The sequence below is a fragment of the Corynebacterium casei LMG S-19264 genome (assembly GCF_000550785.1).
Lineage (GTDB): Bacteria > Actinomycetota > Actinomycetes > Mycobacteriales > Mycobacteriaceae > Corynebacterium > Corynebacterium casei.
This window is the reverse complement of the sequence record NZ_CP004350.1, coordinates 1732680-1752620: the sequence shown is the minus strand read 5'-3', so window position 1 is coordinate 1752620 and position 19941 is coordinate 1732680. Positions and strand designations below refer to the sequence as shown.

The window sequence follows — 19941 nt, the reverse complement described above, 5'->3', positions numbered from 1 at the left end:
ACGAGGACGGTTGGGACGGCTAGGCGTGCGTCGTTGTTGAGGCGCACTGGCTCATGGATAACGGTTCTGGTTGGGTAACGGCTTTCTCACGAAAGATATGTAGCTGGTCATTGCTAATGCCCTCGAGGCTGGCGTGGGTATTTAACTCCTCGAATGGTGGTAGGGGAAGTGACTTTGCGGACCTGGGAAAGTCAGCATCGAAACTAGTACCCGGGGTCATGGGGCCCGAGTCAACCCACACAACCTTATTGATGTGCTGCGGGATTCGGTCGAGCGCCAGGCTGACAGGGCCATTAGCGCCGCTGTGGGCAACAAGGATGACGTTGCCGCCCTCAGCGTCGATCACTGATTCAATGGCGGCAACTTGGTCATCGAGCGTGCGGGTGGCGCGCTTCGGATCATGCTTATCTAATCCGGGAAGAGTTATCGCGATGGTGCGAAAGCCGGCTTGGGTGAGATGTTCAGTGACGTGGTCCCATGCCCAGGCGCCGAGCCAGTAGCCGGATATCAGAATTATTGATGGCAGATCGGACTTTGGTGTGTCGGAGGTCATAGACCCAGTTATGCGCCGATCTGCTCAGGGGGCAGAAAAGAAGCTGCTCACCGATTATTGCGATGGTGAGCAGCTACTGAGGGTGTGGAAGGTTAGAGTCCGGAGCTGAGTTTCTTTGCGGCTTGGTTGAGTTGGTCGCCGAACTTTTCAGCAGGCGATGGGCGGAAGCGGTCCACGGAGCCAGAAATGGATAGGACTGCGACGAGCTGGCCGTTGCCATCGGTGACAGGTGCGGAAACAGAGGCTAAGCCGGCTTCACGTTCTTCGATGGACTCGGAGTAGCCGGCTTGCTTGGCGGCCTTAACGTCAGATTCGCTAAACGTGGCGTCATCCACGGTGATATCGGCGAAAGCTGCGATGATACGCGCAGCGGAGCCGGAAGTCAGGGGCAACTGACTGCCCACGGGGACAACATTGTGCAGGCCCTGCGTTGGCTCAGCGGTGGCAACACACGTACGTGCCGTGTCCGTCCACTGATACAGCTGAATAGATTCCCCGGTATCTTCCATCAGCTGCTGCATGATTGGCTTCGCGGTGGTCAGCAAATCATCGCGGTTGCCAGGGAAGGCGGGGCCGATGGTCCACTTGCCTTCCGGGGTGCGTGCTACCAAGCGGTGAGCCTCTAATGCAGTGGCCAAACGGTGTGCCGTTGCACGTGGCAGGCCGGTGGTTTCGCACAAATCATTGAGCGTGGATGGTTTGCTGGCGGCGGCCATCATAATCGCAACTGCGCGATCGAGTACCTTAATGCCAGACACTGCGCTATAATCTCCCATATATTGAAACATACGTCCCAATTAGTGAGATTTCAAGTGGAGTAGTGAAATGTCTAAAAAATTGACGCTGGCAGAGAAAGTATGGCGCGATCACGTGGTAACCCCAGGTGAAAATGGCGCCCCTGACTTGATCTATATTGACTTCCAGCTCCTGCATGAGGTTACCAGCCCGCAGGCTTTTGATGGCCTGCGTTTGGCCGGCCGCAAGATGCGCAACCCCGAGCTGCATCTCGCGACCGAGGACCACAATGTCCCCACCCTGGGTATTAAGACCGGTAACCTGCTGGAGATCCTGGACAAAACATCCCGTACCCAGGTATCAACACTGCGCGATAACTGTGAAGAGTTCGGAGTGCGCCTGCACTCCATGGGTGATGCCCAGCAGGGCATTGTCCACACCGTGGGACCACAGCTGGGCATTACCCAGCCAGGCATGACCATTGTCTGCGGTGACTCGCACACCTCAACCCACGGCGCTTTTGGTTCCATCGCCATGGGTATTGGTACCTCCGAGGTGGAACACGTCATGGCTACCCAGACCTTGTCGTTGAAGCCTTTTAAGACCATGGCCATTGAAGTCAAGGGCTCCTTGGCTGAAGGCGTGTCCGCAAAGGACTTGATCCTGGCTATTATCGCCAAGATCGGTACCGGCGGTGGACAGGGCCACATCATTGAATACCGCGGTGAAGCTATTCAGAAGATGTCCATGGAAGCACGCATGACCATCTGCAACATGTCCATTGAGGCAGGCGCACGTGCAGGCATGGTTGCACCGGATGAGACCACCTTCGAATACGTCAAGGGCCGCGAGTTCGCACCGAAGGGTGAAGACTGGGACGCCGCCGTTGAATACTGGAAGACATTGCCTACCGATGAAGGCGCGGAGTTCGACACCGTTGTTGAAATTGATGCAGATAGGCTGACCCCATTTGTTACCTGGGGTACCAACCCAGGTCAGGGTCTGCCTTTGGGCGATGTTGTTCCAGACCCAGAGCAAGCTGGTGATGACAACGCGAAGTCCGCTATTGCTAAGGCGCTGGAGTACATGGACTTGACCCCAGGTACGCCACTGCGTGATATCTCCATTGACACTGTCTTCTTGGGCTCATGCACCAATGCGCGTATTGAAGACCTGCGCGCAGCGGCAGAGGTTCTGGAAGGCCGCACCATCGCAACTGATACCCGCATGATTGTGGTTCCTTCTTCTGAGGTTGTGAAGAAGCAGGCCGAAAATGAGGGTCTGGATAAGATCTTCACCCAGTTCGGTGCCGAATGGCGCACCGCAGGCTGCTCCATGTGCTTGGGCATGAACCCAGACCAGTTGAAGCCAGGCGAGCGCTCTGCATCCACCTCCAACCGTAACTTTGAAGGCCGTCAGGGCCCAGGTGGACGTACCCACTTGGTATCCCCTCTGGTTGCTGCGGCAACTGCGGTAACTGGTCACCTGTCCTCGCCGGCTGATTTGGATCCGGTGGATCCTGCGGCTGCTGGCACCGGCGCTGCTGGTGTTGAGCAGGACAAGGCTTCTTAAAGGTTCGGGCGAGGAAGAGTTTTAAGGAAAAGACATGGAAAAGTTCACCAAGCACACTGGCATTGGCGTTCCACTGCGATACTCCAATGTTGATACTGACCAGATCATCCCAGCGGTCTACCTGAAGTCCGTCAAGCGCACAGGCTTTCAAGATGGCCTGTTCTCCAACTGGCGCAAGGATGAGAACTTCGTGCTCAACCAAGAGCCATACAAGAACGGCACCGTGCTGTTCGCAGGTGCAGACTTCGGCACAGGCTCCTCACGTGAGCACGCGGTGTGGGCATTGGGAGACTACGGCTTCAAGGCTGTGTTCTCCTCGCGTTTCGCAGATATCTTCCGCGGCAACTCCGGCAAGGCTGGCATGCTGACTGGCTTGATGGAGCAAGAAGACATTGAGCTGATTTGGAAGCAGCTGGAATCCGGCGATGTTGAGGTCACCGTGGACCTGGAAGCACGCACCGTGACTGTCGGCGGCAACGTCTACAGCTTCGATATTGATGACTACACCCGCTGGCGTTTGATGGAGGGCCTCGATGACATCGGGCTGACCCTGCGCGATGAAGACGCTATCTCTAACTTTGAGTCAGCGCGCGCAGCATTCAAGCCAGCAGTGGCACCAGGCTCCGGCCCAGTAACTGAGGCTTAAAATCAGCCACCTTTAGTGCCCCAGGGAGCAGTTCAGAATAGATTCTGAGCCTTCCTGGGGCGCTTGTTGTTGCGAGTACTACTATGAGTGACGTGCCAATTCAGAGATCGATCATCCCACCAGCGGGTCCAGCATGGACTGGATCTCTCATGGGTACCTCGATTATCTCGACGTTGCTCAAGATTCATGGAGTGGCTTCTGCCGCGGTGTTCTTCGCGGTCATTGCCACCGGTATTTTGGCCGTGACACTCTATGGCTTAGTGCGTTACCGCACCCCACGCTTTATCCCTGAACACATGGGACCGTGGGGCATGTTCGCCATGGGTGTTATCTCTTTGGGCTCCGCGTGGTCAGTGGTTACCGGCGACATGACCTATCAGCTCATTGGCTATATCACCGGCGGGTTGGGAGGCTTTGTCATCGCCATTAACCAGTGGCGTAAATTTGTCGGCTCGCCAAATTTCCAGTGGGGATTAGCCCTTGTGGTGCCCATGGTGGCCTCAACAAGTGCTGCGCAATTAGGGTTTATCAACTTAGGTCGCTTTGGCTTCACCCTGGTGTGGATAATTGGCGTGCCGGTGTTTGTCTACGTGTACTTCTCGTTGATGCGCGGGCGGGCATCTATCCCGGTGCTGCTGGGCAATACGGCGTGGATTCCAGTCGGTGTGATTGGCCAATCCACGGCAGCAGCGCAGCTGCTCTTCCCGCATGACTTTGGATTGTTCTATGCCTCCGTGATGCTGCCACTGGGCGTGGCAGCGAGCATCTACGCGCTGTTTCATGAGATCCGCACCGTGCGTGCCTGGACGCCCTATAACCCCGCGTGGTGGGGTGCCACCTTCCCGGTGGGCACCATGAGCCTGGGCACGCACTTTGTGGCGCTCAATGCCCAAAACCATATTTTTGACGTGATTAGTCAGGGCTTTTTGGCGCTGCTGATCTTCAACTGGGCGCTGTGCGTGGCGAGATTCCTCACCTGGTGGTTCGAAGGACGCGATTAACGCACAGGCAGCGGTGAGGCGAGGTAGTCGGCGCCGGTGAGCTCGCCGTCGTGGAAGCTAAGCACCCAGACAGAGGCCTTTTTTACTTTGAGGTCATCGGTGTCCATGAACTTCGGTGCCAGCTGCTCAATGACCGATGGGATGGTCAGCCCCTGGGAGACCACCACGGGGGTGCCGCCGCGGGCAACGATGGCATCGAAAGCCAAGCGGGCTTTGATGGGTTGGTCTAACCAGGCGTCATCGCCAAGCAAGGCGTCAACGTGAACTGGAAGATTGAGCTCATCGGCTAAAGGTGCAGCAGTTTGCAGACAACGGTCTGGTGCCGCGGAATAGATGGCGGTGGGCTGATAAGGGGACAGCTCCGCGATGAGCATCTCCGCCTGGCGGCGGCCCTTCTTATCCAGCGGGCGCAGATTGTCATCCCCGCTCCAGGTCTTGCGGTCATGCGCGCGGGCATGGCGAACATACAACACCATGGTCTCCGGCATCAGCTGCAAACGCTTGAGCGCTTTATCCAACACGTCCTCATCCAGCTTGTAAGTCACGCGCTCACGGGCTTCGGCGATGGGCATCCACACCAGCTCATCGGCTTCTTCATTGGCGGTGAACTCACCGGACATTACCTGTGCCAGCCAGTAATAGACCACCTTGGTGCGACCCTGCACCGGGTAGGTCACCTTGCCCACCAGCTTGCCCAGCTTGACGTGGTAGCCGGTTTCTTCCCACAACTCACGCGCCACGGTGGCAGGAAGAGACTCGCCGGGGTCAACCTTGCCCTTGGGAAGTGACCAATCGTCATAGTGGGGGCGATGAATAAGGGCTACCTCTGGGGCAGCGGGGTTACCGCGCCACAAGATAGCGCCCGCGGCAAGGGTGGTGCGCTCAAATTCGGCATTGGGATCCACGGGAACCTGCTGCAAGCGGCCGGAGATGAAAGTGTCACACTGGATGTCCTTATCGGTTTCGTGCATGTCTTTAACCTTGGGTGTCTTGGCCACAGCGTGCTCCTTTGGGGGTGGTTGGTTCCTCCTAATCCTAAACCCTGTCAGCAGTTGTGACAGGGTGAAGGGCTTGCATGTTTTATGATGGGATGCGATTGATACGTTTGTGAAAGGTTGTTTAATGGCACAGGTTGCAGTGATGGGCGCGGGTTCTTGGGGAACCACGCTGGCTAAGGTCTTTGCTGATGCCGGCAGCGAGGTACGCCTGTGGGTACGTCGCGCCGAGTTGGCTGAGACTATTGCCACCACGCGTATTAATGCTGACTACCTGCCAGATATCTTGCTGCCTAAGGCTATTGCTACCACCACTGATGCCCAGGAAGCCTTGGAGGCGGCAGACATTGTGGTCTTTGCGGTGCCATCGCAGACCATGCGCGATAACTTGGCCAGGTGGTCAAAGCATTTGCCTGCCGATGCCACGTTGGTCTCCATCTCTAAAGGTATTGAGACAGAAACTCTCAAGCGCATGAGCGAGGTCATTGCGGAGTGCACTGGCGCGTCCGCTAACCGTGTTGCGGTGTTGTCTGGTCCGAACCTGGCGCGGGAGATTGCTGATGAGCAGGTCGCTGCCACGGTGATTGCGTGTCCGGATGAGGACCGCGCGAAGGCCGTGCAGCTTGCGGTGTCCGCGCCTTATCTGCGCCCGTATACCAACACCGATGTCATCGGTTGTGAAATCGGTGGCGCGTGTAAGAACGTGATTGCTTTGGCCTGTGGTGTGGCCACCGGCATGGGCATGGGTACTAACACCATGTCCACCCTGATTACCCGCGGCCTGGCGGAGATTACCCGCCTGGGTGAGGCACTCGGCGCGGACTCGCGCACCTTTGCTGGTCTTGCTGGTTTGGGTGACTTGGTGGCCACTTGTACTTCGGAGCTCTCCCGAAACCGCACCTTCGGCTACCGCTTGGGTAAAGGTGGCAGTCTAGAAGAAGCCGCTGCGGCTACTAATGGTCAGGTGGCTGAGGGCGTGTTCTCCTCGGCCTCGGTCTACCGTCTGGCCATGGATCATGGCGTGGATATGCCGCTGACTCAGGCTGTGTTCGGCGTGTGTCATAAAGATTTGTCAGTGGATGACATGACGACGGCACTGATGGGTCGCAGCAAGAAGTCAGAAGTTTAATCGCTACACTTAATCGCTATGACTTCAAAGACGCGCGTAGCTGTCATCTATGGTGGCAAAAGTACTGAACACTCTGTCTCTTGCGTAACTGCCGGCGCCATTATGAGCAATCTGGACCCAGAGCGCTATGAGATTGTTCCCATAGCCATCACCCGTGAGGGCACCTGGACCATTGGTGTCACGGAAGGTTTGGAGATCACAGACGGCAAGCTGCCTGAGGTAGAAGAAGCCGATGAGCTGACTGTTTCTTTGAATCCGGTGGGCGCGGGTCAGATTCACAACGTCACCCGCGGCACCCTGCACGCCGAAATTGACGTGGTCTTCCCAGCACTGCATGGCGTTAATGGTGAGGACGGCACCGTCCAGGGCGTCTTTGAAATGGCCGGTATCCCTTATGTTGGCACCGGCGTGATGTCTTCTGCTGTGTGCATGGACAAAGAGTTCATGCGCAAGCTCATGGTGGCTGAAGGTCTGCCCGTCACCCGCGACGTCATCCTGCGCGGGCGTACTGAGCTGACCGCTGAGGAAAAAGAACACCTAGGTCTGCCGGTGTTCGTAAAGCCCGCCCGCGGTGGTTCTTCCATTGGTGTGTCCAAGGTCAGCACCTGGGAAGAGCTCGACGGCGCTATTGCAGAGGCTGCGTCCTTTGATGACAAGGTTATTGTGGAAGCAGAGCTGCTCGGCGCTGAGGTAGAAGTCGGCGTGCTGGAATACCCCAACGGTGAGCTCGTGGCCTCTGTTCCGGCAAAGCTTAACGGAACGGAAGATTCCGATGAAGGCTTTTACGGCTTTGACACCAAATACTTGGACAACACCGTCACTGCGACCATCCCGGCACCCTTTGATGAGTCCACCACCAAAGCCATTCAGGACCTAGCGGTTGACACCTTCAAGGCGCTGAACTGCGAGGGACTATCCCGCGTGGACTTCTTTGTCACCGAACAAGGCCCCATGATCAATGAGATCAACACCCTGCCTGGTTTCACCCCGATCTCCATGTACCCGCAGGTATTCCTCGCCTCCGGCGTGAGCTACCCAGAGCTGCTGGACACGCTCATTGCTACGGCTCTTGCCAAAGCTGCAAATATCTAATGTACTAGCTATTTGCAGTAGCAATTGGTTAGATACCCGCAGCGAGTAAAACGGAATAGATATTTTCTAAAGCTCACTGTGGTGTGGGGGTCTGTCTATGTTTCTTTGTAGACAGGCTCGCGTGCCGCGGTGAGCTTGTTTTTCTTGTGGGAGCTGCGTGTGGCAGGGCCCAGCGACAGGACCAAGAGCGACGCGCAGATAGCGGCCATGCCAACCCAACCGATGGGGGCGAGGCGCTCGCCAACAATGACGACGGCCAAGATGGCGGCGATGGCTGGTTCTGCCAGAGTGAGCGTGGTGGCAGTACTGGCGCTAACACGGGTGAGGCCGTAGCCGAAGAGCAGGTAACCCACGAACATGGGTACAAGCGCCATATATGCGCCAACAGTAAATGATTGCGTGCTGGCAATAAGCGGGGCGCCTGTGATGATGAGAACGGGCATCAGGGCTAGTCCGCCGAGTCCGAAGATAGCGCCCATGGCGGCAGCACGTCCAATAGTCCGACCAATCAGATTGTGGGCACTCCAGGAGTACAGCGCATAGGTAGTGCCGGCTGCGAGTCCAAGAATGATGCCGGCGATGGGGGGCCATACTTCAGCAGGCGCGTTCTGCATTTTGGCTAGGCACAGGATGGCGCTGCCACCAATGCCCAGTGCGGCGGCGAGCATCCACCGCCGGCAATGACTGTGCCGATATTGGCGCGCACTGCTACCCGGGCTCAATACAGCGCGGGCAGTGCAATGAGTGCTTGAAGAAGGCCGCCGATGCCCAGTGCGGCGGCGCCCATGGCCAGTGGCCCGACCTCCGGGGCGAAGGTCGCGGCGGTACCAGTGGTGCCCCAGAGGGCTGCAGCGCCCAGGACAGCGAAGATTCCCAGCAGTGCACCTTGTGGAGCTAGCGACTGCGTTGCGGTGGGCGAATGCTGAGTCATGAGCTCTGTGCCGGTTATTGCGTCGTGGACTGGTTAGTCTTGCTCGGCGGTGTTGGCGGAGATGATCTCGCCCAGTTCGACCAGGGCAGTGTTGGCAACGCCTTGTGGGGCAGACACGGCGATATCGGTGGCGCGGCCCAGCGCGTACCAGGTGCCGGCGGTGGTGCCTTCGCCCAAGGTGGTGTCCTGGAACCACGGGATGTCATTGATCTGCTGCAGTTGCTCGCCGGGTTCGTAGCCGGCGGGAGGGGCGACACCGCAACGGATGACAATTGGCTCAAAACCAGGGGCGGACCATGCGGCGGTGTTTTCTTCGGGTACCTCCATGCGTTGGTAGTTCTCACCGAGGGTGTCGGGGAGGGCATCGGCAAGCGGTGCGCACACCTCTTCTATGTTTGTGCTGTCGCTTGTGTTGCTGCTGTCGGCGGCAGGAAGCTGAGACAGCGGGGCGGGACGGGGTTCTTGGGCGCGTGCTTCGAGTGCATTGAGGGAATCAGACAGGCCTTCTGGTTGCTCATCGCCGTGGGTGGTCACAGCAACCGCCGGGGAGTAGTCCACGTTGTACCACGTGGTCAGGGCAGATCCTTCGGTCATGTCACGGACCTCCAGCCAGTTGGAGCCGTCGATTTCAACTGGCTCGGAGTAGTCGGTGTACTGCAGAGGCATAGACACCCCGCAGCGCAAGACGGTGGCCATAGAAGAAATATCGGCCCAGGCGGCCACCCCCTCGGGTGCGGGCTCAATAAGCTCTGAACGCTTTTCACCCATAAACCGCTCCGGCAGATTGCTCACCAGCTGCTCACACAGCAGGGAGGAAGACTCCGGCGAATCAATCGCAGACACCGAAACCGGCTGGCGCGCGACGTTATCAAAGAAGTACTTCGTACCAAACAGCACGCCAATCACCAGCACAATAGAGAGCCCAAGTGATATCAAAACAGCCGTGCGATTAAATTGGGTATTCATAAAGCCACATGTTACTGAAAGGCACTGCGTGAAAAACACTCCGACCCTCCGCGATGTCGGCGAACACGGCGTCATTAAAGAAATTGTCGCCGCCGCCCCCAGCTCCCTCAACGGAGACGACGCCGCCGTGCTTTTACCCATGGCGCCCAACTCGCGCACGGTAGCCACCACAGACATGCTGGTCGAAGGACACCACTTCCGCCTCGACTGGTCCAGTCCCTTTCAAGTCGGCATGAAAGCCATTACCCAAAACTATGCCGATATCGAAGCCATGGGGGCCCGTCCCTTAGGCGCGCTCATGGCATTAGGCGCGCCTTTGGACACACCAGTGTCGGTAGTGCGTGAAATCGCAGAAGGGATAGCCAAACGCACCGGCGACTACAACACGGAACTGGTTGGTGGGGATGTCACCCAAGCGGAGAAGATCACGGTCTCTGTCACCGCTATTGGTGCCCTGGGCGGGGATAGGCAACCCCTGGCATTAAGCTCCGCACGCGCCGGGCAGAAATTAGTTGCCCACGGGCGCATCGGATGGTCAGGTGCTGGATGGGCATTGCTTGAGCGCTTCGGACGGGAACTGCCAGATCCAGCCGTTCAGCCGCTGGTGGACTTTCACTGCGCGCCAGAAATAGACCCGGGCCGAGGCGTGATTGCGCGCGCGGCGGGAGCTACCGCCATGACAGATAACTCGGATGGATTAATGCATGACCTGATGAGCATCGCTAAGCGCTCCGGCGTGCACATCAATGTCTTTGCAGACGCCATTGCTCCGGATGAACTGCTCGTGCGCGCGGGCGAGCTACTAGAGCATGACCCATGGGACTGGGTACTCGCCGGCGGGGAAGACCACACGCTACTTGGCACCACCATGAAAGACCCGCCATCTGGTTTCCGGGTCATTGGGGAAGTCACCCGCCGCAACGGCGCTGACTATGCCACCGTGGACGGCAAGCCTACCCCATACAGCACGGGATGGGAATCTTTCCCGCAGGGATTGTAAGGATATTGGGGTAACTGAGAACGAGACAGAAACGGAGGAATTCTATGCACCCGGATTGGCAGCCGATTATCCAAGAGGCCTTGGATAACATCAGCCCGGATATCTACGGTCCAAATACTTTGCCGCCGCGTGATGATGTCATGCGCGCATTTGAGCTAGCACCCGCGGACGTCAAGGTGCTCATAGTGGGCCAGGACCCGTACCCCACGCCAGGCCACGCCATGGGGTTGTCCTTTTCCACACAGCCAGGGGTGCGCCCGCCGCGCTCCTTGATCAACATTTATAAAGAGCTCGAATCCGATCTGGGTATTGAGTTGAGTGCGCAAGGGCGCGGTGATGGAGACCTGACCGCCTGGTTTAACCAAGGCGTCATGCTGCTCAACAGAGTGCTCACCGTAGAAGCCGGTAACGCCGGCTCACACCGCGGCATGGGATGGGAAGCCGTTACCGAGGCAGCCATCAAAGCACTGAACCGTCCAGAGCTCGTAGCCATCCTGTGGGGCAAAGACGCCCAATCCGTCGCACGCTTTATCCCTGACGCCACCATCATCGCCTCACCGCACCCATCACCGCTGTCAGCGCGCCGGGGCTTTTTCGGCTCACGGCCGTTCACGCGAGCGAATGAGGCATTGGTCAAGGCCGGGTCGCAGCCAGTGCAGTGGCAATTGTAGACTTATCCACCATGGCCATTAACCACATTGACGCAAAAGCCCTCCATAGCTGGGCGAAGCGATCCGTGGCTGAGCTTTCCCTACGCCGTGCCGAGCTCAATCAGCTCAACGTCTTTCCAGTACCTGACGCTGATACCGGCTCGAACATGGCGCACACCATGGAAGCAGCAGTGGCAGAAGCCGATAAAGGCGGCGATGTCGCAGAGGCACTTGCTGTGGGGTCGGTGCGCGGTGCGCGCGGAAACTCCGGCATGGTTTTATCCCAGGTGTTGCGCGCGGTGGCAGATTCCTCGGCAGATTCATTGATTGATTCGCACACTCTGGTCAACGCACTGAAGCTGGCGGTGGAGCTGGTGGACCGCGCGATTGCCACGCCGGTTGAAGGCACGGTGGTCTCCGTGCTCAAGGCTGCAGCAGTAGCCGCCGAAGAAGCATTTGAACATTCCGATGCGCTGGTGGATGTTCTTCGCGCCACCTGCGATGAAGCGGTTAAGGCATTGGCTAACACGCCTTCGCAGCTCAAGGTCCTGCGTGATGCCGGGGTAGTAGACGCCGGGGGCGCAGGGCTGGTTATCTTGCTCGAATGCCTGCTCGCAGAGGTCACAGAGACCGAGCAGCGCGAAGGCATTGCCATCCCGGAGACTATCTTCGAGTTGGAGGTGGTGTTTTTCTACCGCGGGGACATCGACAAGCTGGAAGCTGCGATCAGTGGATTGGGCGACAGCCTGGTCATTGCGCGCGCCAGTGAGCAGGAAGCCAATGTGCACATTCATTCCCCGCGTGCCGGTGAGGTGATTGAAAAAGCTTTCGCCGCAGGTGCGGTGAGCAATTTGCGTCTCGAGGTGTTGCCCGCCCGGGGTGTGCAGCAAGAGCAGCTTGCCGATGCCTCGCCGAAGGTCTTCGTCGCCACCCGGGACACGGAAATGGCGAAGCTTTTTGCCTCCATCGGCGCGAGTTTGTATTCCGCGGGGATGACCTTGGGTGAAGACGATATCTTCGTGGGCAAACCCGGCGGGCTGAACCTGGGAGATGCTCAAGTGGTGGCGGTGTCCAGCAATGTGGAAGCAATAGCGGCGCTATCCGTGTATGCCCCTGGCCCTGATGCGGCAAGCACCATGGCTGAAGTTGCTGGCGGTATGCGCGTGGATAAGCCAAGTGATGAAACCGTTGGCGCCATCATTGCCTGCTGCAATGACCTGCTACAGCAAGGCGGGGAGCAGCTGACCATCCTGACCTCCCTGACGCTAGACACAGATCAGCTCTCGCGCCAGCTGGGCGTGGAAGTCATTGTGGTGAACATCCCCGGCCTGCGCACCGAAATCGGGGTAGAATAAGCGGCCATGTTGGGGTGGAAAGATGACCGGCCGCTTACAGAAGTGTTGCCGGGCAAAGTTGCGAAGGCGCTGACCAAGAGCTTCGGATATTCCACCTGCGGGCAGCTGCTGATGAACCACTACCCGCGTGATTACATCCGCCAGGGCCGGGACTTTCAGGCCTTCGCAGAGCGCGAGGCGCCCGAGGGCTCTTTCATCACGATCTCCGGCACGGTGACGAATGTTTCGAAGCGGCCGATTCGCAATGGTTTCGTGCTCAATGTGACCGTGGATGATACCTACACGGCCGTGTATTTCAATGGCGTGTGGCAAGAACGAGTGCTGTACCCGGGCATGCGGGTGCTGTTTTCGGGCAAGCTCAAATTTTTTAACAGCCAGGCGCAACTGCAGCACCCCGAGTTTTTAATTCTGGATGCCCCGCGCGGGGAAACTTCGGTGTCCAAGCGCTGGGGTGGAACGCTGAAGGCGATTTCGCAGTTCGTGGATGTTGAGGAGCTGCTGCGCGAGAGGGAATGGTTGCCGGTCTATCGGGCGTCGTCCACGTTGAAGACGTGGACAATTATGGCGGCTATTCACCATGTGCTGAAAACCCTGCCGCCGATTCAAGATCCGCTGGATATTTCAGACCTGACCTTTGACAAGGCCATTCGGGAGATTCATGAGCCAGGGCCGGAAGGCCCACAGCGCGCGATTGACCGGCTGAAGTACAACGAGGCCTTAGGCATCGGTTTGGTCATGGCGCTGCGCAGACGCGATACCCGCCACTGGCGCGCTTTTGCCATGCCACCGGCTGATGATGGCTACCGTGCGGAGATGCTGGCCAAGGTGCCCTTTGACCTAACCTCTGGGCAAAAGCAGGTGCTGCGCGATATTGACCGCGATATCTCCGAAGCCGTGCCGATGTCGCGGCTGTTGCAAGGTGAGGTCGGCTCCGGCAAGACGCTGGTGGCGGTCGCGGCGATGCTCTCGGCTGTCGATGCCGGGCGCCAAGCCGCCCTTCTCGCGCCCACCGAAGTGCTTGCGCACCAGCACGCGCGCTCCATCTCGGCGATGTTGCCGGATGATATTCGTCTCACGGTGCTCTCAGGCTCCATGAAGACGGCGGAAAAGCGCCAGGCGCTGCTGGATATTGTCTCCGGTGAGGCCGATATCGTGGTGGGCACGCACGCGATTATTCAGCAGACCGTGGAGTTCTACTCGCTCGGTCTGGTGGTTGTGGATGAACAGCACCGCTTCGGCGTGGAGCAGCGCGATACGCTGCGCATGAAAGCACCAGAGGGCACCTTCCCGCACGTGCTGGTGATGACCGCGACGCCAATTCCTCGCACCATTGCCATGACGGTCTTCGGTGATTTGGAAGTCTCCTCGCTGCATGAGCTACCGGGCGGGCGCAAGCCCATTCAGTCCTCGGTGCTGCCGGAAGCAAAGGCTTCGTGGGTGCGCCGAGGTTGGGAGCGTATCCGCGAGGAAGTCGATGCCGGGCGCCAGGCTTATGTGGTCTGCCCGCGCATTGAGGGTGAGGGAGGCGTGCTGGAGCTCGCCGAGGCGCTCGAAGAAGGCCCGCTGGAAGGCCTGCGGATCATGGTGTTGCACGGGCGCATGGATGATAAAGATGACCGCATGGCGGCCTTCGCACGTGGGGAAGTAGACGTGCTGATTTCCACCACGGTTATCGAGGTCGGCGTGGACGTTCCCAATGCCACGGTGATTCTCATCCGCGAATCGGAGAACTTCGGTGTGAGCCAGCTGCACCAGCTGCGCGGGCGCGTGGGCCGTGGCGGCAACGCCTCCCTGTGCCTGTTCCACACCCTGGCGGCACCGAATTCGCCGAGCTTTGAGCGCATCTCCAAGATCGCTGCGACCTCCAGCGGCTTTGAGCTCACCGAGCTGGACATGGAATACCGCCGCGAGGGTGACGTCCTGGGTACTCGTCAGTCCGGGCGCCAACGTACTCTGCAGCTGCTGGACTTGTCGCAGGATTTGATGATCATCGAACGTGCCTATGAAGACGCCTACGTCCTGGTGGATGAAGACCCAGAACTAGCCTTTGAACTCACCGTGGAAATCCGCGAAGAGGAACAGGAATACTTAGACAAATCCTAAACCGGCCATGCGTTAGGCTAGATGCCATGACCAGAATCATCGCCGGCCAAGCACGCGGTCGAACCATCATCGTGCCCACCGAAGGCACCCGCCCCACCTCAGACCGCGCTCGCGAGGGGCTTTTTTCTTCGCTCGCTGTCCGCTGGGGCTTTGAACAATCCCGCGTCCTGGACATCTTCGCAGGCTCCGGCGCACTGGGTCTAGAGGCGGCGAGCCGTGGGGCAGAGGAAGTCCACCTCGTAGATGCCAGCGCTGAGGCCGTGAAAAACATTAAGCACAACGCGCAAGTAGTCGGCCACCCAAAGGTCACCGTCCATGAGATGAAAGCCGGCACCTACCTGGATCGCATGGCGCCGCGCGAGTTCTTCGACATGGTGCTCGCGGACCCGCCTTATGATTTCGATGATGTTGATGGCCTCATCGCCAAAATCACACCCACCCTGGCGGATCATGCCATCGTGGTCATCGAACGCCACATTGACAGCCCGGAGCCGCAGTGGCCGGCAGAATTTACGCCCACGGGGCAGAAGCTGAAGAAGCGCACCTACGGTATCGCGCGCATGGACATGGCCATTTTTGAAAGGGACAGCAATGACTAAAGCAGTTTGCCCAGGTTCTTTTGACCCGATGACGTTGGGGCACCTCGATATTTTTCATCGCGCCGCAGCGCTTTTCGATGAAGTCACCATCCTCGTCACCGGTAACCCCAACAAGCAATCCGGGCTCTTTAGCATCCACGAGCGCGTGGACTTGATCAAAGCCTCAATTGACCTGCCGAATATCACCGTGGATTTCCACGCGGGCCTGCTGGTGGATTATGCCTCCGAGCGCGGCATTGATGCGATTGTGAAGGGTCTGCGCTCCTCACTGGACTACGAGTATGAGCTGCCCATGGCGCAGATGAACAAGCGCCTCTCAGGCATTGACACCGTGCTGCTGCTTACCGATGAAAAGTACGGCTACATTTCATCCTCGCTGTGCAAGGAAGTGGCTAAGTACGGCGGGGATATCTCTGGCTTCTTCCCAGAACCAGTCGGCAAAGCCGTGCTGGAGAAGTATCGCGAATGATTGTTGCCCTTGCTGTCCTTCTCGCCATCGCTGTGGGCTCGTGCATGCAGCGTGTCTCTGGCATGGGTGTGGGCCTGATTTCGGGCCCGATTCTCTCGCTCATTCTGGGACCGGTGGAGGGCATCATGGTGCTCAACATCCTCGCCTGCCTTAATGCCGGTGCTACCACCGTGGCAGTGCGCAAGAACGTCGTGTGGTCGCAATTCGCGCTCATCGGTTCGGTGATGATTCTCGGCTCAGTGCCCGCAGCCTTCCTCATCGCCGCGATGGACACCGCACCGCTGCTCATCCTGGTAGGCGTGGCACTGCTCATCGCGCTCGCGGTGGTCACCTTCGGCAAGAACCTCGTGCCACCTGTTACCGGCCGTGCGCCCGCGCTCACCGCCGGGGTAGTGGGCGGATTCACCAACACCCTCGCTGGTATCGCCGGGCCAGTGTTCACGGTGTACTTCTCCGCCGCGAAATGGTCCCAATCCCACTACGCTGCCACCATGCAGCCGCTGTTCATGCTCGGCGGCGCTATTTCTTTCCTCGTCAAAGCGCTCGTTGGCGCCGCCGCCATTACGAGTATCAACTGGATGGTGTGGCCAGCCGGGCTTATCGGCATGTTCATTGGCATTAGCGTCGGCGGGCTCATCGCCGACAAGATCGACCAAGCGGCGGCCCGAAAGTTCTCACTCATCGTGGCCGCCGCCGGTGCTGCCGCGGCTGTTATCCGCGGGTGGACATCACTTTAGAAGCGAAGACAAAAACTCTTTTGTCCTTGGCTGCTGGGGATTATCCAGCACCTGCTCCGGGGTGCCCATCTCCACCACGGCGCCCTCGGCCATGAACACAACCTTGTCCGCGACCTCGCGGGCAAAGCCCATCTCGTGCGTGACCACAATCATGGTCATACCACCGGAAGCCAAGTCCTTCATCACGCGCAGAACTTCCCCGACGAGTTCAGGGTCAAGAGCGGAGGTAGGTTCATCGAAAAGCATAAGCTTCGGATCCATGGCCACCGCACGCGCGATAGCAACACGCTGTTGCTGACCACCCGAAAGCTGCACCGGATAAGCATTCGCCTTGTGCGCAAGACCAACCTGGTCCAACAACTGCATAGCCTTCGTCTTCGCATCTTCGGGCTTGATGCCCTTGATGTGAATCGGCGCCTCAATAATGTTCTCCAGCGCGGTGCGGTGGCTGAACAAGTTGAAAGACTGGAAGACCATGCCAATGTTTTGCCGCTGCAGTGAGGCATCCTTTTCAGAAATCTCATACAGCGTGCCGTCTTTTTCGCGGTAGCCCACGAAGTCACCGTCGACATACAAACGGCCAGCGGTGATCTTCTCCAAGTGGTTGACACAGCGCAAGAACGTGGACTTACCGGAACCGGAAGGCCCGATGAGGCACATGACCTCGCCTGGCTCTACCGTGAGGTTAATACCCTTGAGCACCTCGAGCTGGCCAAAAGACTTATAGACGTCGATGGCGTCGACCATTGGTTTATTCATTGCGGTCTACCTCCGGGATGACGGAAACGTTGCGGGGGATGTTGCCCTCGGCATCTGCCAAAGCTGCCAGCTGACGGCCGGTCAACTCACGGGTCGCGCCCTTTTCGTAGTACTTCTCCAAGTAATGCTGGCCCACCATGAAGATGGAAGTAATCACCAGGTACCAGGTCGCGGCGACCATGAGTAATGGAATCGGCTCAAAGAGTGCGGCGGAAATATCAGTCGCGCGGCCGAAAATCTCATGGGTATAAGGAATTGCGACAACCAGGGAAGAGGTCTTGAGCAAGGAAATGAACTCATTGCCAGTTGGTGGGATGATAATGCGCATGGCCTGCGGCATCACCGTGCGGCGCATGGTCATCCACCAGCCCATGCCTAAGGCCTTCGATGCTTCCTTCTGGCCTTCTGGCACCGAAGAAATACCCGAGCGCACAATCTCCGCCATGTACGCGGCCTCATTCAGACCCAGGCCGATAACGGAGAGGAAGAATGCCGAGGACAACACGCCCTCGAGCGAAATCTCGGCGAAGCCCAAGTTGATGGACTGATACAGCGCACCGAGCAGACCCCAGAACACCAGCTGAACATAGATTGGGGTGCCACGGAAGACCCACAAAAACACCCAGGAAATAGAACGCAGCACCGGGTTAGGGGACATGCGCAGTACAGCCAGGATGGCGCCGCCGACCACACCGATGATCATTGCCAATAGCGTGATGGCAAGAGTATGCAGGGCCGCGATAGCAATGCGGGTGTCCAGAACATACGCGAAGTAAGTATCCCAGCCATAAGCCTCATTGCGGGCGGCCGAAATCACGAACCAGATGGCTAGCGCCAGGACAATGAGGGCGAAAGCCCAGCGCCAGGGATGGCGAAGCGGCTTAGCTTTGATCCTCTCAGGGGTACTCATGAAATGGGCCTTTCATTAATCATTGCCGTGTCGATGAGGCCGTCTTCAATACCCCACTGGGCAAGAATTCGGGCGTAATCGCCGGTGTCGATCAGGTGTTGGAGGGCAGCGGCCATTGCCGGGCCGTATTCGGAATCTTTCGGCACAGCCATGCCATAAGGCGCAGCATCAAAGATGTCGCCGACGAGTTCCAGCTTGCCTTCGGAACGGTTAACGGCATATGCAGTCACTGGGGAGTCCGCAGACAGGGCATCCGCACGGCCAGTCAGCGCTGCGATGGCTGCGTTATCGGAGGTGTCATAGCTCAAAATCTCCAGGTCGCCATCGCATGCTTCCGCCTTCGGACGAACGTCATCAGTTTCAGAGACCGTGGTGCGCTGCACCGCGACGGTCATACCACACGCGTTGGCTGGGTCCACGTCCTCTTCGTTCGTGGTTGGCTGCGCCCACTGAATACCGGCGTAGAGGTAATTGACAAAGTCAAAGTTCTGGCGGCGCTCTTCAGTGTCCGTAAAGCCGGAGACGCCAATATCAATCTGTCCGCCTTGAATAGAGGGCAAAATCATGGCGAAGTCCTGCTCCACGGGACGGAAGTCCAAGCCCATGATGCTCGCCATCGCGCGCGCCAAATCCATTTCCACGCCCACAATCTGACCATTTTCATCTTTGAGCTCAAAAGGCGCGAAAGGAGGGTTGGTGCCGGCGGTGAGGACGCCATCTTCGTCATCGACAAGCGCTGCGATTTCATTAACCCGCTCGGGGGTGATCTCTTCCCAGCCTTCCGGAAGCACAGGCTCCGAGTTGGTCACGCAACCGCTGAGCACGCCGACTGAAGCCAACGCGGCTAAAACCTTATAGCGCATCTACGCGGCCGCCTTCTTCTTGGCAATCTGCGTATCTGCAAAAATGAAACCGCCAACGATTGCGCCGCCAAGAACCAACATGGCAATAATTGGCAAAGAGCCGGCATCTTGGCCTTCACCCCAAGGCCACAGCGCGCGCAGCGAACCGAGCATGAAACCAGTCATGACGGCAAGGGTTGCGCCGCGGTGAGAGTCCAGGAGGTAATTCAAAGTGCGCACGAAAGCAGCAAGGCCGCAGATAGCGCCCACGATGAAGACAATGATGACGGTGAAATTACCGTCGGACACAGCTGCGATAGTCGGCTGGTACAGGCCCAGCATCAGCAAAATGAGGGAACCTGAAACGCCCGGCATAATCAGCGCGCACACAGCAACAGCGGCGGCGAAGAAGATCACAATGAGATTCGGGTCTTCGACTGCTTCGGATGTAAAGCCCGTCATCACGAAAATCACCACGGCAGCAACCAGGGCGTAAATCCAGTACTGCGGCTTTGCGCGGTCTACCTTACTCATCATGGAGATAGGCACCAGCATGGAGACAGCAACCATGCCCATGAACAATGCATGGGAGATGGAGAAGTTATTGTCCACGAAGGAGGACAACACCGTGGACATGCCGAACACGGCAACGACCATGCCAACGCCAACCGTGAGCAGAAACAGCCAATCAACCTCTTTGATCTTGCCCTTAATAAGCAAGTTAGCGTTGTGCAGTGCGCGCTCATAAATGCCGACGATCAGCGCGACCGTGCCGCCTGAAATACCCGGTACGAGCTCCGCGGATCCAATCAAAGCACCGCGAATCAAGTTGAGAATATGCTGCAAAAGTAAACCCCTTAACGTGTATAGATCAACGCTTCACCGTACACGTATATG

General features: G+C 58.1%; 22 protein-coding genes. 12 read left to right on the top strand and 10 right to left on the bottom strand.

From position 1 onward, the window contains the following. Positions 1-19 precede the first annotated feature (19 nt). Complete coding sequence (locus CCASEI_RS08045) at positions 20-553, bottom strand: alpha/beta fold hydrolase (protein WP_225868388.1); 534 nt, start codon at positions 551-553, stop codon at positions 20-22. A gap of 92 nt (positions 554-645) precedes the next feature. Continuing rightward, positions 646-1329, bottom strand: a complete 684-nt coding sequence (locus CCASEI_RS08040) for an IclR family transcriptional regulator (protein WP_025387632.1) — start codon at positions 1327-1329, stop codon at positions 646-648. Between the two features lie 49 nt (positions 1330-1378). On the opposite strand from CCASEI_RS08040, the gene leuC reads away from it, so the two are divergent. The 3 genes from leuC (at position 1379) to CCASEI_RS08025 (ending at position 4507) form a co-directional block, all read left to right on the top strand. After that, positions 1379-2860 (top strand): 3-isopropylmalate dehydratase large subunit, encoded by a 1482-nt coding sequence (gene leuC / locus CCASEI_RS08035; RefSeq protein WP_025387631.1) that lies wholly within the window; start codon positions 1379-1381, stop codon positions 2858-2860. A 34-nt stretch (positions 2861-2894) separates the two neighbouring features. Further along, on the top strand, positions 2895-3506 hold the full coding sequence (gene leuD, locus CCASEI_RS08030) for a 3-isopropylmalate dehydratase small subunit (protein WP_006823095.1): 612 nt from the start codon (positions 2895-2897) through the stop codon (positions 3504-3506). Between the two features lie 92 nt (positions 3507-3598). Beyond that, entirely contained in the window at positions 3599-4507 is a 909-nt protein-coding gene (locus CCASEI_RS08025; RefSeq protein WP_081748513.1) for an SLAC1 family transporter, read from the top strand. On the opposite strand, the gene CCASEI_RS08020 is transcribed toward CCASEI_RS08025, so the two are convergent. Continuing rightward, on the bottom strand, positions 4504-5478 hold the full coding sequence (locus tag CCASEI_RS08020) for an NUDIX hydrolase (protein ID WP_038575071.1): 975 nt from the start codon (positions 5476-5478) through the stop codon (positions 4504-4506). The two genes, CCASEI_RS08025 and CCASEI_RS08020, sit on opposite strands and share 4 nt — an antisense overlap. 151 nt (positions 5479-5629) lie before the next feature. On the opposite strand from CCASEI_RS08020, the gene CCASEI_RS08015 reads away from it, so the two are divergent. Further along, positions 5630-6631, top strand: a complete 1002-nt coding sequence (locus CCASEI_RS08015; RefSeq protein ID WP_006823092.1) for an NAD(P)H-dependent glycerol-3-phosphate dehydrogenase — start codon at positions 5630-5632, stop codon at positions 6629-6631. 12 nt (positions 6632-6643) lie between these two features. Next, entirely contained in the window at positions 6644-7723 is a 1080-nt protein-coding gene (locus CCASEI_RS08010; RefSeq protein ID WP_404825303.1) for a D-alanine--D-alanine ligase family protein, read from the top strand. A 95-nt stretch (positions 7724-7818) separates the two neighbouring features. Here the strand turns inward: CCASEI_RS08010 and CCASEI_RS08005 are convergent, their stop codons facing one another. Genes CCASEI_RS08005 through CCASEI_RS08000 form a run of 3 tightly spaced genes read right to left on the bottom strand, consistent with a single transcriptional unit; the run spans position 7819 to position 9620 of the window. Next, positions 7819-8391: an EamA family transporter gene (locus CCASEI_RS08005; protein WP_225868387.1), complete on the bottom strand. Its 573-nt coding sequence runs from the start codon at positions 8389-8391 to the stop codon at positions 7819-7821. 50 nt (positions 8392-8441) lie between these two features. Beyond that, the gene (locus CCASEI_RS15455; RefSeq protein WP_225868386.1) at positions 8442-8654 is read right to left on the bottom strand and encodes a hypothetical protein; all 213 of its coding nucleotides are present in this window, start codon (positions 8652-8654) and stop codon (positions 8442-8444) included. A gap of 33 nt (positions 8655-8687) precedes the next feature. Next, complete coding sequence (locus tag CCASEI_RS08000) at positions 8688-9620, bottom strand: DUF3515 domain-containing protein (protein ID WP_025387627.1); 933 nt, start codon at positions 9618-9620, stop codon at positions 8688-8690. Between the two features lie 28 nt (positions 9621-9648). Here CCASEI_RS08000 and CCASEI_RS07995 point away from each other — a divergent pair, with 28 nt between their 5' ends. From CCASEI_RS07995 to CCASEI_RS07965, 7 genes are read left to right on the top strand one after another with little or no spacing between them, the layout of a single operon-like run. Continuing rightward, complete coding sequence (locus CCASEI_RS07995) at positions 9649-10620, top strand: thiamine-phosphate kinase (protein WP_025387626.1); 972 nt, start codon at positions 9649-9651, stop codon at positions 10618-10620. A gap of 44 nt (positions 10621-10664) precedes the next feature. Further along, positions 10665-11291 carry a uracil-DNA glycosylase gene (locus CCASEI_RS07990; protein ID WP_025387625.1) on the top strand — a complete coding sequence of 209 codons (627 nt, stop codon included), beginning with the start codon at positions 10665-10667 and terminating at the stop codon, positions 11289-11291. Between the two features lie 11 nt (positions 11292-11302). Further along, the gene (locus tag CCASEI_RS07985) at positions 11303-12625 is read left to right on the top strand and encodes a DAK2 domain-containing protein (protein WP_025387624.1); all 1323 of its coding nucleotides are present in this window, start codon (positions 11303-11305) and stop codon (positions 12623-12625) included. Positions 12626-12631: 6 nt separating this feature from the next. Further along, entirely contained in the window at positions 12632-14728 is a 2097-nt protein-coding gene (locus CCASEI_RS07980; RefSeq protein WP_006823085.1) for an ATP-dependent DNA helicase RecG, read from the top strand. Next, positions 14722-15327, top strand: coding sequence for a 16S rRNA (guanine(966)-N(2))-methyltransferase RsmD (gene rsmD / locus CCASEI_RS07975; protein WP_225868465.1), 606 nt, complete (start codon positions 14722-14724; stop codon positions 15325-15327). Before CCASEI_RS07980 ends, rsmD begins: the two co-directional genes overlap by 7 nt. Continuing rightward, entirely contained in the window at positions 15320-15796 is a 477-nt protein-coding gene (coaD, locus tag CCASEI_RS07970; RefSeq protein ID WP_006823083.1) for a pantetheine-phosphate adenylyltransferase, read from the top strand. The genes rsmD and coaD overlap by 8 nt, the downstream gene beginning before the upstream one ends. Next, positions 15793-16533 carry a sulfite exporter TauE/SafE family protein gene (locus tag CCASEI_RS07965; protein ID WP_006823082.1) on the top strand — a complete coding sequence of 247 codons (741 nt, stop codon included), beginning with the start codon at positions 15793-15795 and terminating at the stop codon, positions 16531-16533. The genes coaD and CCASEI_RS07965 overlap by 4 nt, the downstream gene beginning before the upstream one ends. On the opposite strand, the gene CCASEI_RS07960 is transcribed toward CCASEI_RS07965, so the two are convergent. From CCASEI_RS07960 to CCASEI_RS07945, 4 genes are read right to left on the bottom strand one after another with little or no spacing between them, the layout of a single operon-like run. Beyond that, positions 16525-17292, bottom strand: coding sequence for an amino acid ABC transporter ATP-binding protein (locus CCASEI_RS07960; protein ID WP_006823081.1), 768 nt, complete (start codon positions 17290-17292; stop codon positions 16525-16527). The genes CCASEI_RS07965 and CCASEI_RS07960 overlap by 9 nt on opposite strands. Further along, positions 17285-18202: an amino acid ABC transporter permease gene (locus CCASEI_RS07955; RefSeq protein ID WP_006823080.1), complete on the bottom strand. Its 918-nt coding sequence runs from the start codon at positions 18200-18202 to the stop codon at positions 17285-17287. The genes CCASEI_RS07960 and CCASEI_RS07955 overlap by 8 nt, the downstream gene beginning before the upstream one ends. Then, positions 18199-19065 (bottom strand): ABC transporter substrate-binding protein, encoded by an 867-nt coding sequence (locus CCASEI_RS07950; protein WP_025387622.1) that lies wholly within the window; start codon positions 19063-19065, stop codon positions 18199-18201. The genes CCASEI_RS07955 and CCASEI_RS07950 overlap by 4 nt, the downstream gene beginning before the upstream one ends. Continuing rightward, positions 19066-19890: a DUF368 domain-containing protein gene (locus CCASEI_RS07945; RefSeq protein WP_025387621.1), complete on the bottom strand. Its 825-nt coding sequence runs from the start codon at positions 19888-19890 to the stop codon at positions 19066-19068. It abuts the gene before it with no gap. Positions 19891-19941: the final 51 nt, after the last annotated feature.

Coding starts and splice junctions, on each gene's coding strand:
- CCASEI_RS08045 (WP_225868388.1), bottom strand. CDS start 553: ATGACCTCCGACACACCAAAGTCCGATCTGCCATCAATAATTCTGATA.
- CCASEI_RS08040 (WP_025387632.1), bottom strand. CDS start 1,329: ATGGGAGATTATAGCGCAGTGTCTGGCATTAAGGTACTCGATCGCGCA.
- leuC (WP_025387631.1), top strand. CDS start 1,379: ATGTCTAAAAAATTGACGCTGGCAGAGAAAGTATGGCGCGATCACGTG.
- leuD (WP_006823095.1), top strand. CDS start 2,895: ATGGAAAAGTTCACCAAGCACACTGGCATTGGCGTTCCACTGCGATAC.
- CCASEI_RS08020 (WP_038575071.1), bottom strand. CDS start 5,478: ATGCACGAAACCGATAAGGACATCCAGTGTGACACTTTCATCTCCGGC.
- CCASEI_RS08015 (WP_006823092.1), top strand. CDS start 5,630: ATGGCACAGGTTGCAGTGATGGGCGCGGGTTCTTGGGGAACCACGCTG.
- CCASEI_RS08005 (WP_225868387.1), bottom strand. CDS start 8,391: ATGCTCGCCGCCGCACTGGGCATTGGTGGCAGCGCCATCCTGTGCCTA.
- CCASEI_RS15455 (WP_225868386.1), bottom strand. CDS start 8,654: ATGACTCAGCATTCGCCCACCGCAACGCAGTCGCTAGCTCCACAAGGT.
- CCASEI_RS08000 (WP_025387627.1), bottom strand. CDS start 9,620: ATGAATACCCAATTTAATCGCACGGCTGTTTTGATATCACTTGGGCTC.
- CCASEI_RS07990 (WP_025387625.1), top strand. CDS start 10,665: ATGCACCCGGATTGGCAGCCGATTATCCAAGAGGCCTTGGATAACATC.
- CCASEI_RS07985 (WP_025387624.1), top strand. CDS start 11,303: ATGGCCATTAACCACATTGACGCAAAAGCCCTCCATAGCTGGGCGAAG.
- CCASEI_RS07980 (WP_006823085.1), top strand. CDS start 12,632: ATGTTGGGGTGGAAAGATGACCGGCCGCTTACAGAAGTGTTGCCGGGC.
- coaD (WP_006823083.1), top strand. CDS start 15,320: ATGACTAAAGCAGTTTGCCCAGGTTCTTTTGACCCGATGACGTTGGGG.
- CCASEI_RS07965 (WP_006823082.1), top strand. CDS start 15,793: ATGATTGTTGCCCTTGCTGTCCTTCTCGCCATCGCTGTGGGCTCGTGC.
- CCASEI_RS07960 (WP_006823081.1), bottom strand. CDS start 17,292: ATGAATAAACCAATGGTCGACGCCATCGACGTCTATAAGTCTTTTGGC.
- CCASEI_RS07955 (WP_006823080.1), bottom strand. CDS start 18,202: ATGAGTACCCCTGAGAGGATCAAAGCTAAGCCGCTTCGCCATCCCTGG.
- CCASEI_RS07950 (WP_025387622.1), bottom strand. CDS start 19,065: ATGCGCTATAAGGTTTTAGCCGCGTTGGCTTCAGTCGGCGTGCTCAGC.